The 13231-nt window shown below is 38.4% G+C and carries 6 protein-coding genes; all 6 read left to right on the top strand.

The window, feature by feature from the left end; genetic code table 11:
- Nucleotides 1–9: 9 nt before the first annotated feature.
- A complete protein-coding gene (locus Q4489_RS07775) occupies nt 10–2070 on the top strand; it encodes a DUF1302 domain-containing protein (RefSeq protein WP_303478712.1) in 2061 nt (686 codons plus the stop codon).
- Nucleotides 2071–2082: 12 nt separating this feature from the next.
- On the top strand, nt 2083–3441 hold the full coding sequence (locus Q4489_RS07770; RefSeq protein ID WP_303478710.1) for a DUF1329 domain-containing protein: 1359 nt from the start codon (nt 2083–2085) through the stop codon (nt 3439–3441).
- Between the two features lie 69 nt (nt 3442–3510).
- On the top strand, nt 3511–4518 hold the full coding sequence (locus Q4489_RS07765; RefSeq protein ID WP_303478708.1) for a YCF48-related protein: 1008 nt from the start codon (nt 3511–3513) through the stop codon (nt 4516–4518).
- Nucleotide 4519: 1 nt separating this feature from the next.
- On the top strand, nt 4520–6835 hold the full coding sequence (locus Q4489_RS07760) for an RND family transporter (RefSeq protein ID WP_303478705.1): 2316 nt from the start codon (nt 4520–4522) through the stop codon (nt 6833–6835).
- A 266-nt stretch (nt 6836–7101) separates the two neighbouring features.
- Nucleotides 7102–11943 (top strand): NAD-glutamate dehydrogenase, encoded by a 4842-nt coding sequence (locus Q4489_RS07755; protein ID WP_303478703.1) that lies wholly within the window; start codon nt 7102–7104, stop codon nt 11941–11943.
- Nucleotides 11944–12068: 125 nt separating this feature from the next.
- Complete coding sequence (gene pyrD, locus Q4489_RS07750; protein WP_303478700.1) at nt 12069–13079, top strand: quinone-dependent dihydroorotate dehydrogenase; 1011 nt, start codon at nt 12069–12071, stop codon at nt 13077–13079.
- Nucleotides 13080–13231 lie beyond the last annotated feature (152 nt).

Genomic DNA, 13231 nt, shown 5'->3' with positions numbered 1-13231 from the left:
GAGAAAAATATGAAACGTAACCCATTAAAACGATTTTATAAAAAACCGCTTGCGGTTGGAATAACTGCAGCGATTTTATCGACTGCTGCTTTCCAATCGTCTGCAGCTAATTTTGAATTAGGGGATTTTGACATTCGATTTACCTCTAAATTTTCTGTAGGTGCAAGTTGGCGTGTTGAAGATCGTAACTGGCGTGATAATGTAGGTATCTCAAACAATTTAAAAAATGGTTTAGACTTTTCTAATTACCATCCTATTTTAAATCCGAATCCAAGTTCAAATACCATCTGGCAAGGCCAAGGTAGTTATTCAAATAATGGCGACTTAGGTAATTTGAATTATGATGCAGGTGAGATGTTTTCTCAGTTATTCAAAGGGACCCACGAGTTAGAGATAAAGAAAGACAACTGGGGTGTTTTTCTTCGCGGTATGTACTTCTACGATTTCGAAATGTCAGATGGCGATCGCCCGTGGACTAGCCCTGTATCGGGTGCTAGCAACGACCCTTGCCGTGATAGCAAGGCAAAAGAGCAAGTGTGTCAAGATGTACGCTTATTACACGCTTATTTCTTTGGTAATTATGACATCGGTGAAATGCCTTTTTCATTACGTATTGGTCAGCAAACGATCGGTTGGGGTGAAGGTCTTCTTATTTCACACGGTATTAGTGAAATTAACCCGATTGATATCTCGCGTGTGAAGGCTCCGGGTGCAGAACTGACCGAAGCATTTATTCCGTTTGGGGCAGTTTGGGGCTCATTAGGCGTTACAGAAGACTTTAGTGTTGAAATGTTCTACCAATATGCATGGGAAGAAACCATTTTACCTGCGCCAGGCACTTACTTCTCTACCAATGATTTTGCCGGTGACGGTGGTCATTATAATAATGTACAACTAGGCTTTACTGGTAACCCAGATATGGATCTAGATTATGTTATTGCAGGTTTAAATGAAATCGGCGGTATGCTTAATTCTGGTGATCCGGCATTAATTGCAGCAGCAAGCGCTGGTTACCTTGCTTATCCAACAAAAATTACCTTAAAAGGCCCAGGCGAAAAAGGTGTTAATGCCCCTGAAGATGGCGGCCAATATGGTCTTCGTTTGTCTTGGTTTTTACCTGAATTTGGTGATACTGAATTAAGTTTATACCATATCAATTATCATAGTAGACGCCCAGTATTTAGTGGTATCACAGCTAATTTCACTACGGAAGCGGTGATGCAAGATCTTGCAACATTAAGTCAAACTACGATTACCGAAGATAATTATGCTGACTTACACGCATTTTCAAAAGTACAGTTAGATTATCCTGAAGATATTAAGCTTTATGGTTTAAGTTTCAACACCTCTTATTCTGGTTTTGCCATTGCAGGTGAAATGTCTCATCGTCAAGATGAACCATTACAAATAGACGATGTTGAATTACTTTTTGCTGCGATGCCACAGCAACTCGCTCACCCTGATTCAATTAGTTACCGACCTGAGCTTGACGGTGTTTCGCAAATGCCAGTATTTGAACCTGGTCAAAAGGCTAACGGTTTTATTCTTACTGATACCACACAAGCGCAACTAGTGTTGTCAAAATTTTGGGGGCCTACGTTAGGCGCTGATCAGTTTACTTCGCTATTAGAAGTGGGTGGTATTCATATTCATGATATGCCTAGTGAAGATGAACTTCGTTTAAATGGCCCAGGTACAGCACGCAATGGTGGTATTGAAGGTAAAGAAGGCTTAGAAGTTGCTTTACAAGATGGTATTGAAACTAATCCATTCCCTGATGATTTTGCATGGGGTTACCGAATTGTAACGAAGCTTGATTATAACAATGTTTTTGCTGGTGTTAATATGTCACCTAGAATTGTGTTTTCGCATGATGTTAGTGGCATAACACCTGATCCATTGTTTTTGTTTGTGGAAGATAGAAAATCAATCAGTGCAGGCATTACCTTTGATTACCAAAGTCGTTGGTCTGCAAATATTTCTTACAATGGCTTTTGGGGCGGTGTAGGAACCACAAATAAGATGGAAGATAGAGACTACGTTTCTTTCAATGTTAAATATTCTTTATAAGGGCAAAATTAGATGAAAAAGATAACCTTATTATCTCTTGCTGTTAGCTTTGCATTTGCCACTGGAGCGCAAGCTAAAGTTGATGAACAACAAGTAAAAAAATTATCAAATGAATTGACACCTTTTGGTGCGGTTCGAGGTGCTAATGCTGATGGAAGCATTCCAGCGTGGAAAGGTGGTATTACTTCGCCACCTTCAGGGTATGAGCCAGGCATGCATCATTTAGATCCATTTCCGCAAGATAAAGTGCTTTATACGGTTACCGCTGAAAATGTAGAAAAATACAAAGATGTGTTAACACCAGGTCAAATTAAATTATTTGAAACCTATCCTAGTACATTTAAAATGAACGTGTATCAAACTCGACGTACTGCTTCATACCCACAACATGTATACGATGAAACGTTAAAAAATGCTGCACGAAGTGAGTTGATCCAACAAGGTAATGGGATTACCCAAGCAGCTGTTGGCATACCATTTCCAATACCTGCAAATGGTTTAGAAGCTATTTGGAATCATATTTTGCGCTATCGCGGTGAAGCGTTAACACGTGAAGGTGGGCAGGTAATGCCAACATCTTCAGGTGATTACACCTACATCGGCTTTGATGAGCAGCTTATGATCCCTTATGGTGTCAAGGGTGCTTCTCCTGAAAAGTTAGAAGAAAGCAATATCCTTTTCATGTTTAAGCAAAAAGTAACTGAGCCAGATTCACGAGTAGGCACAGCTTTACTTGTACACGAAACCATGGACCAGATTAAAACCGAGCGTCAAGCATGGATATACAATAAAGGGATTGGTCGCGAGCAAAAAGCACCTACGGTAGCTTATGATGCCCCAGGTACGGCGTCAGATGGTTTAAGAACAACTGATGACTTTGACATGTTTAACGGCGCACCAAACCGTTACACCTGGACGCTTAAAGGCAAGCAAGAACTCTTGATCCCTTACAACGATTATCGTTTACATAGTGACAAATTAACTTACGAACAAATTGTTCAAGCAGGTCATATTAACCCAGAATATGTTCGTTATGAAAAGCATCGTGTATGGGTAGTTGAAGCTAACTTAAAAGAAAATACCCGTCATATTTATAAAAAACGAGTATTCTTTATTGACGAAGATAGCTGGCAAATTGCCGTAACTGATATCTATGATGATCGTGATGAAATGTATCGTGTAGGTATGGCACATGGTATTAACTATTATGAAGTTCCAACGCATTGGTCAACATTAGATGTGTTCCATGATTTACAATCTAAGCGTTATATTGCCATTGGATTAGACAATGAACATAAAATGTATGACTTTTCAGCTAAACTTAGAAAGTCGAAGTTTAGATCAAGAGCTTTACGCATTGAAAATAGATAAGTAAAACATCTAGAAATAAATGGCTGGCTTAATGCCAGCCTTTTTTGTAACAAGGGTTAAAGGTTTTTCATGATAAGAATTTTGGTGGCGGTTTTAGTGTTTTTAGCTGGGGTAGCTCATGGTGAGCAATCACCCAAACCGGCTATTATGTCATCAATGGCTGTTGACAAAATGTTGTTAGACATCACCGCTGTTGATAATGAATTTTTTGTTGCGGTAGGTGACCGAGGTCATATTATTCGTGGTAACTCTTTTGATAACATGCAACAAGTACCATCACCTGTACAGTCAACGTTAACAGCTGTTGTAATGGTTAATCAATCTGTAGGTTGGGCAGTAGGCCATGACAGCGTTATTTTACATACTGCAGATGGTGGTAAAAGCTGGCAAATTCAACAATATTTACCCAATCAGCAAAAGCCGTTAATGGATGTAGTATTCAAAAATGATCAAGAAGGCGTTGCTATCGGTTCATATGGTCTATTTTATCGCACGACTAACGCCGGTAAGTCATGGCAACGTGAATATCATACCTCTTTGTTATCAGATGAAGATAAAGAATACCTAGAAGAGTTAAAACAAGAAGATGAACAAGCGTATTTGGATGAACGCGCAAATATCCTCCCTCATTTTAATCGTATTTATATAGATGGTCGTACTACCTATTTGGTGGGTGAATTAGGTTTGATGGCCAAGAGTAATGATTTCGGTAGTACATGGCAAAGATTAGAGAAAATTTATCAAGGTTCTTTTTACGATATAATCCGCACACAGCAAGGTAATTTATTATCTGTTGGCTTGCGAGGGAATATTTTTAGAACACAACAAAATGGCGCACCGTGGCAATATACCAAGTCAGGTGAAACAGCTTTACTTAATGACATAGTGCTTGCTGAAGAAAATACCATATATATTTTAGGTAATAACGGCGTTTTACTTGAAAGCCAAGACGATGGCGTAAGCTTTACGAATAATGCTCAAATAGATGGTAAAGCAATGCTAGCAGGAATTATGTTTAATAATGAGTTAATCGTAGCTTCTGAAGTTGGGATTAAATTAATACAGGTATCTAAATAATATGAATGTAGATTCGCTTATCAATCGCATTGAAGTCGTTATATTTAGAAAACGTGGTGTAGTATTAGCGCTTTTTGCGATGATCACGGCGTTTCTTATTGTTCAAGCCTCTCAAATTAAGCTAGATGCTGCTTTTACTAAAAATATCCCGTTAAATCATGAGTACATGCAAACCTATCTCAAGCATAGAGAAAACTTTGGTGGCGCAAACAACGTCTTAATTTCTGTGTGCCACAAAGACGGTGATATTTTTAACCAAGAGTTCTTCACAGCCCTTAAGGGCGTTCATGATCAATTATTTTTCATTCCAGGTGTTAATCGTACCCAAGTTCAATCTTTATTTTCTCCAAGCACCCGTTTTGTTGAAGTTGTAGAAGATGGTTTTGCTGGTGGCCCCGTTGTGCCTGCTGATTTTCAGCCAACAGCTGAGGGCTTGGCTATTGTTAAAGGCAACATAGAAAAAGCAGGCATCGTAGGCCGGATTATTGCTGACGACTACAGTTGTGCAATGGTTAAAGCAACACTGATGGAAAATCATCCTGAAACAGGAGAGAAACTTGATTCGATTGCGTTAGCTAATAAGCTCGAAAATGAAGTGAGAAAACCTTTTGAAAAGAATAATATAACCGTACATATAATCGGCTTTACCAAAATGGTAGGCGATGTTGCCGACGGTGCGAAAGGTGTGGTGACCTTTTTTGCGGTAGCAATTGTTATCACGGCTATTATGGTGTTTATTTTCTCACGATCGCTATCGTTAACACTGTTACCCATTGCGTGCTCAATTGTCGCTGTTGTTTGGCAAATGGGGCTGCTGTCAACCTTAGGTTTTGGGTTAGACCCAATGTCTATACTTGTGCCATTTTTGGTATTTGCCATTGGTGTGAGTCACGGGGTGCAGATGATCAATGCGGTTGGAAAACGCGTTGCACAAGGGTTTACGACTAAAGCTGCTGCTCAGTTCAGTTTCAAATCATTGGTGATACCAGGGGTAGCTGCATTACTTTCTGATACCGTTGGTTTTATCACTTTATTATCGATTGATATTGGTATTATTCGAGAACTTGCAATCACTGCATCGTTAGGTGTTGCTGTAATTATTTTTACTAATTTGTTGTTGCTGCCCATTGTTATTTCATACCTTGATGTCAGTAAACATAACGTAAAAGATAAAGATGAACATCAAAGTAGTAACAATCATTGGCAATGGTTAGCAAGTTTTAGTCAACGTGGTCCTGCTACTATTATTCTTATTATCAGTGCTATCCTTTTTTCATTAGGGCTTTATTTTTCACAGCAACTGAAAATTGGCGAATTACATGCAGGCGCGCCAGCGTTACATGAAGAGTCTCGTTATAATCAAGATACGTTCTTAATTACTGATCGTTATGCCATTAGTGTCGATTACATGTCGATTTTAGTTGAAACGACCGAGAGTGCTTGTACCAATAGCGAAGTGCTAAAAACCATGGATGCCCTACAATGGCGTATGGAAAACGTTAATGGTGTGCAATCAGCTGTAAGTTTAGCATCAGTACTTAAGGTAATTAACGCCGGCTATTACGAAGGTAACTTAAAATGGCGTATTATTTCACCGAACCGTTACGCGATAGCCCAAGCGCTTTCTAATATTCCAAGCTCTACCGGTTTATTAAATAATGAATGTTCTGTGATGCCGATAATTTTATTTTTAGAAGATCATAAGGCTGAAACAATTACTCGTGTAGTCGATCAAGCTAAATTAGCGATTGATGAACTTAATAATGATTTACTTACATTTAAACTTGCTTCTGGGCCAATAGGGGTTATGGCTGCCACTAATGAAGCCGTAGAAGCGGCACAAATGCCAATGATGATGTACGTCTACGGTGCGGTAATTTTACTTTGTTTAATTAGTTTTAGAAGTATTCGAGCAACTATCTCTGTTGTTTTACCTTTATTTATTGTTTCTACGCTCGCACAATGGTTAATGACGGTCCTAGATATTGGCTTAACGGTATCAACATTACCTGTTATTGCATTAGGTGTGGGGATTGGTGTTGATTACGGCATTTATATTTTGTCAACAATGAGCGTTCGTTTACGAGAAGGTATGACGGTAAATCAAGCTTATTTAAATGCGCTTCAAGAAAGAGGGAGTGCGGTACTGTTCACCGGCGTGACCTTAGCTATTGGTGTTTCAACATGGTTTTTCTCAGATCTTAAATTCCAAATGGACATGGGAATATTACTTACTTTCATGTTTTTAGTGAACATGCTTGCCGCAATTACTATTTTACCCGCGATAGCGAGTTTCTTATGGCGAGATAAAAGGTAAAAAAACTAAATTTTTTATATAAATTAAACTGCATAAATAAACGAGAAAATGGCCGAAAGGCCATTTTCTATTTATAACAAGTGAATAAACAACTATCGCTGCATATAAAGCTTTACGCTTACCTATGATCTCTGAGTAAATATTAAAAAATATCTCTCGCAATCGCTTAAATTTATTAATAAAATTCATCAAATAGTCTATGCTCATAGACATAAATATAAAATTATACAAATTATTTCACACGTTTTATCCAAAAGGAAAACGGCATGGCGTTAGTAGATGGTTTACCCTCAGTGATACTTTCGAACGTAGCACAGTTAATACAGCAAAAAGTTCCTGCAGACACCGCTCCTTTAGTTGAGCAGTTTGCTGAACTGTTATATAACAATATTTCTCATAAAGATTTAGCGCATCGAAACGATAGCGATATGTACGGCGCAACATTAAGTCTTTGGAACTCTCTGAATGGACATCAGGATAAAAAACCTGTTATCAAGGTGTTTAATCCTCAAGTGTCGAAAAATGGTTGGAAATCAAGCCATACCATTATTGAAATCATTGTCAGTGACATGCCTTTTTTGGTTGACTCTGTTCGTATTGCTCTTACCCGTTTAGGGTTATCGCCACACTTAATGATTAACAATCCAATCAAGTTAGTGAGGGATAAAAGCGGGAATATTTCTAAGCTAAGCTCTTCTTCGAATAAGCGTTTTAAAGCCACTTCAACAGAAACCGTTTTCTTTATCGAAATCGATAGACAAAGTGAACAACAAGATCTTGATAGTATCGCAGAAGAATTACGCTCAGTTGTCGACGATATCGTAATAACCGTTGCTGATTGGCAACCCATGACAACTAAACTTAAAGAGGTTATTCAGCGTACTGAAAAAGCTAAATTACCTTGTTCAGATGAAGAAAAATCTGAAAGTTTGGCGTTTCTAAAGTGGATTTTAAATAACAACTTTACCCTGTTAGGTTATCGTTCTTATGATGTTAAATCATTGAAAGGAGACATGGCGTTATCTGCCGATGATGAAACTAGTCTCGGCCTAATGAAAAACTCAAAAGGCACTAAAGAACGCTTACTTTCAAAGTTAAGTGAATCTGCTCGTGAAATCGCGTTAGGTGATAATTTACTTATTTTAACTAAAACAAATTCTCGCTCACGAGTACATCGTCCAGCGTTGCTTGATTACATCGGTATCAAACGCTTTGATGCAAAAGGTAAAGTAATAGGTGAAGAGCGTTTTCTTGGTTTATTTGGCTCTGCATACTATACCAATAGCGCGTTAGAGTTACCGTTAATAAAATCTAAAGTACAAGCAGTGTGTGAAGATTCTGGTTATGCCAAAGATACACATGCTTATAAAACCTTGATTAATATTTTAGAAACCTACCCGCGTGATGAAATATTACAATCGCGCCCAGAAGAATTATTGAAAAATGTCTTAGGCATTTTTCAAATGCAAGAACGTGATTATTCTGGTTTATTTATTCGCAGAGATGCCTTTGATCGTTTCTACTCTTGTATGGTTTACGTACGCAGAGAACGTTACAACACAGCATTGCGTGTGCAAACTCAAAAACTTCTTCAAAAAGCATTTGATAGTGATGAAGAAGTAGAGTTTACGACGTTTTTCTCTGAGTCACCTCAGGCAAGAACACATTACACTGTGCGAGTCAATTCAACAAAAGCAGATATCAACGTGAAAGAACTTGAAAATAATTTGAATCAAGCAGCGCGTAGCTGGGATGATAAACTAGCTGATGCGTTAAATTCTCACAAAGGTGAAGAAAAAGGTAAAGCATTAAGCCGCAAATATGTCAGTTTTCCGCAGGCATATAAAGATGAAGTATTGCCAGGCTCAGCAATTGTTGATATTGAAAAACTAGAAGCGGTTTCAGGCAACGACAAACTAGAAATGCTTTTTTATCAACCTCAGGAAGAAAAAGCAGACAGCAACTTTGTTAAACTAAAACTATTTCACACAGGTGAGCCATTGCACTTATCTGATGTGCTTCCAATGTTGGAAAACTTTGGTTTACGCGTGATCGGTGAAAGCCCATATGCTGTACGTGCCGCTGATGGTGAAATGTGCTGGATATTAGACTTTTCAATGCTATTAACAGGTGATGGTGCTTTTAGTTTAGAAAAAGTACAAACCTTGTTCCAAGATGCATTTTCAAAAGTGTGGACAGGTAAACTTGAAGATGACGGCTTTAACCGTTTAATTCTTGGTGCACAATTAGCCGGCCGTGAAGTCTCTATTTTACGTGCCTATGCAAAATATGAACGTCAAATTGGCGGTACATTTAGCCAAAACTACATTGAAGACACCTTTGCGCGTTACCCGAATATTGCCGAGTTACTACTTAAACTTTTTGAGTTACGTTTTGAGCCTAAAGGTAAACAAAACCCAAAAACAATTGCTAAGTTACTAGAAGAAATTGAATCATCACTTGATAACGTTGCTAATTTAGATGATGACCGTATCATTCGCCGTTTTGTTGAAATGATCAATGCGACTATTCGAACCAACTATTTCCAACCCGATGCTGATGGTGAAGAAAAACCTTACATTTCATTTAAAATAACACCAAGTGTTATTTCAGATATACCGCAACCGGTACCTGCGTTTGAAATATTCGTATATTCTCCACAAGTAGAAGGTGTTCATTTACGAGGTGGTAAAGTAGCGCGTGGTGGCTTACGTTGGTCAGACAGACGTGAAGATTTCCGCACCGAAGTGTTGGGCTTAGTGAAAGCACAGCAAGTTAAAAATACCGTTATAGTTCCCGTGGGGGCAAAAGGTGGTTTTGTTTGTAAACAACTCCCTACAGGTGATCGAAACGAAATATTTGAAGCGGGCAAAGAATGTTACCGCACCTTTATTCGCGGCTTATTAGACATTACCGATAATATTATTCAAGGGGAAGTTATTCCTCCGTCAAATGTCGTACGTCATGACGAAGATGACCCGTATTTAGTTGTTGCCGCTGATAAAGGCACAGCAACATTTTCTGACATTGCTAACGGTATTTCAGAAGAATATAACTTCTGGATGGGAGATGCCTTCGCTTCAGGCGGCAGTGTTGGTTACGATCATAAGGGCATGGGCATTACTGCGAGAGGCGCGTGGGAATCTGTTAAACGTCATTTCCGTGAAATGGATATTGACTGTCAAACGACAGATTTCACCGTTATCGGTGTAGGAGATATGGCTGGTGATGTTTTTGGTAATGGTATGTTGCTTTCTAAGCATATTCGATTACAAGCAGCCTTTAACCATATGCATATCTTTATAGATCCATCTCCTGATGCGGCAAGTTCTTATAAAGAGCGGGAAAGGTTATTTAATTTACCCGGCTGTACTTGGGAAGACTATAACAAAAAGCTTATTTCTGAGGGGGGCGGTATTTTCAATCGCTCTTCAAAATCAATAAAACTAACACCACAAATTAAAAAAATGCTGGGTACTCAAAAGCAAAGTATGTCGCCTATTGAGTTGATCCAAACCATTTTAAAAATGAAGGTAGATTTATTATGGAATGGCGGCATTGGTACCTATGTTAAAGGAAGTAAAGAATCTCACATTGAAGTAGGTGATCGCGCCAATGATGGCTTACGTGTCGATGGTAATGAACTTCGCGCTAAAGTGGTCGGTGAAGGTGGTAACCTTGGTCTAACACAACTTGGTCGTATTGAATATGCTGCCAATGGCGGGCGTATTAACACTGACTCTGTCGATAATGTTGGTGGTGTTGATTGCTCGGATAACGAAGTTAACATTAAAATCTTATTAAACGGATTAGTGCAAAACGGTGATTTAACCTTAAAGCAACGTAATCAATTGCTTTTTGATATGACCGATGATGTATCTGATCTCGTTATTAAAGATTGTTACCGTCAAACACATTCAATCTCGATTACTGAAATGAGAGGTTCTACACAACTTAAAGAACAATCTCGTTTTATTAATGCACTGGAACGTACAGGCAAATTAAACCGCGCATTAGAGTTTATCCCAAATGACGAAGAAATTGCTGATCGTTTAGCACAAGGTAAAGGACTAACAAGGCCTGAACTATCCGTTTTACTTGCCTATAGTAAAATGGTGTTAAAAGAAGATCTTGTTTGCCCGGAGATCACTGAAAACCCATATCATGATCGCTTATTAATTGAAGCATTTCCTGATGATTTACAAGATAAATATCGTGAACAAATGCAAGAGCATCCATTACGTGCTGAAATAATTGCGACTAATTTAGCGAATAATATCGGTAACGACATGGGCTTTAACTTTGTACACCGTATGAGTGATGAAACGGGTGCATCTGTTGCTGAAATTGCAAATTGTTACACGATGGCAAGTGAAGTGTTTGAGCTTTCTTCTTATTGGGAACAAATTGGTAATTTAGATAATAAGATCTCTACCATGGTACAAACTGAAATGCTTTTTCAGTTAAGAAGAACTGTACGTCGTGCAACCAGATGGTTTTTACGTCACCGTAATAAGTCTATGGATATTGCTCAAACGATTGAGTTTTTCCGCTCTACGTTTGATGTCATGTCAGAAAACTTAAATGACTTCTTAATTGAAGATGAAGTTGAGATGTTAAAACGTGTTGAAAATGACTTGGTCAATGCTGGAGCACCTAAAAATGTTGCTAGAAGAATATCGCAATTAAGCACTTTATTCTCTGCCATGGATTTAGCTGATTTAATTGAACAAGATGGTAGACCAATTAGCTTAATTTCTCACTTATACTTCAAATTAGGTGCGCGCTTAGATTTACATTGGTTCTTAGATCAAATCAATAAACAGCCGGTTTCAAATCATTGGCAAGCACTAGCTCGAGCTTCATTTAGAGAAGAACTAGACTGGCAGCAACGCGCATTAACAGGTGTTATTTTACGCACGGATGAACAATGTGAAGATGTTGAAACGTTGCTAGACTCTTGGTTCGATGCATATGAGCAGCCATTATCTCGTTGGCAACATATACTTGATGACTTTAGAATCGGACAAACTCACGAGTTTGCGAAATTCTCAGTCGCGCTACGAGAGTTAATGTTACTTAGTTTGAATTGTGACCCAACGAAATAAAAAAAGATAAAAAATCCCCGCACTTGCGGGGATTTTTGTATTAAAATTACCTATATTCATTTTTACACCGCAAAGTGATTAGCTACTTTTGTTGGTGATTTTTTGTAAACACATACAGAGGTACTATGTTTTATTCAGCGATCCGTAAAGTATTATTTCAAATGGACCCAGAAACAACACATGACTTTACGATTAAAGCACTGAAAAACACAGGTGCATCACTATTAAACTTTCCCTATAAACAAACAGTATCAGAAAAGCCGGTACAAGTGATGGGGATTCACTTTCCTAACCCTTGTGGTTTAGCTGCAGGTTTAGATAAAAATGGCGAATGTATCCGTGCGTTCGATGATATGGGCTTTGGCTTCGTTGAAGTTGGCACGGTAACACCTAGACCACAACCGGGTAATGAGAAACCAAGAATTTTCAGACTTGAAGAAGCAAATGCCATTATTAACCGAATGGGCTTCAATAACAAAGGTGTTGATTACTTAGTTGATCAAGTGAGAAAAGCTAAATTTCGTGGTGTATTAGGTATTAATATCGGTAAAAATAAAGACACACCCGAAGAAAATGCCAAAGATGACTACATTCACTGTATGCACAAAGTGTATAACTATGCGACGTATATTACGGTCAATATCTCTTCACCGAACACACCTGGTTTGCGTGAACTTCAATACGGTGATGCGTTAAATGCATTGTTATCAGCGTTAAAGGCGGAACAGTTATCATTGGCTCGCCAATTTGATAAATATGTACCTATTGCCGTTAAAATTGCTCCTGACTTAACTGAAGAAGAAATACATTCAATTGCTGAGTGCTTAATCGCCAATGAAATTGACGGTGTCATTGCAACAAATACGACCCTTGCCCGTGACAAAGTGTCACATTTAGCACATGGCAACGAAGCAGGGGGCTTAAGTGGCGCGCCGGTTAAAGACAAAAGCACAGAAGTGATTCGTATATTAGCAAAAGCGCTAGATAATAAATTACCAATCATTGGCGTTGGTGGTATCAGCAGTGGTCAAGATGCTAAAGATAAAATTGAAGCCGGTGCAAAGCTAGTACAAGTGTATACAGGCTTTATTTATCAAGGGCCAGAGCTTGTTAAAGATATTGTTCGCGCATTGTGAACTTAATAAAAAGGGGTCAGGTACAATTAAATTTAACTAATGTTAAACGTTAGTAGGGGACTTACATTAACTCTTGGTTAACATCACAGTAAACAAGAAATAATGGTTTATTATATGTAGTATGTGCGCGACGTTTATCAATGAATAAACGT

The organism is Thalassotalea sp. 1_MG-2023, from assembly GCF_030546745.1.
Classification (GTDB): Bacteria; Pseudomonadota; Gammaproteobacteria; order Enterobacterales; family Alteromonadaceae; genus Thalassotalea_C.
Note: the sequence above shows the minus strand (reverse complement) of the source record. Positions and strands in the feature narration are given on the sequence as shown.

Excerpts from the sequence above, each read along its gene's own strand:
- Q4489_RS07765 (WP_303478708.1), top strand. The coding sequence starts at position 3,511 with ATGATAAGAATTTTGGTGGCGGTTTTAGTGTTTTTAGCTGGGGTAGCT.
- Q4489_RS07775 (WP_303478712.1), top strand. The coding sequence starts at position 10 with ATGAAACGTAACCCATTAAAACGATTTTATAAAAAACCGCTTGCGGTT.
- Q4489_RS07770 (WP_303478710.1), top strand. The coding sequence starts at position 2,083 with ATGAAAAAGATAACCTTATTATCTCTTGCTGTTAGCTTTGCATTTGCC.
- Q4489_RS07755 (WP_303478703.1), top strand. The coding sequence starts at position 7,102 with ATGGCGTTAGTAGATGGTTTACCCTCAGTGATACTTTCGAACGTAGCA.
- pyrD (WP_303478700.1), top strand. The coding sequence starts at position 12,069 with ATGTTTTATTCAGCGATCCGTAAAGTATTATTTCAAATGGACCCAGAA.
- Q4489_RS07760 (WP_303478705.1), top strand. The coding sequence starts at position 4,520 with ATGAATGTAGATTCGCTTATCAATCGCATTGAAGTCGTTATATTTAGA.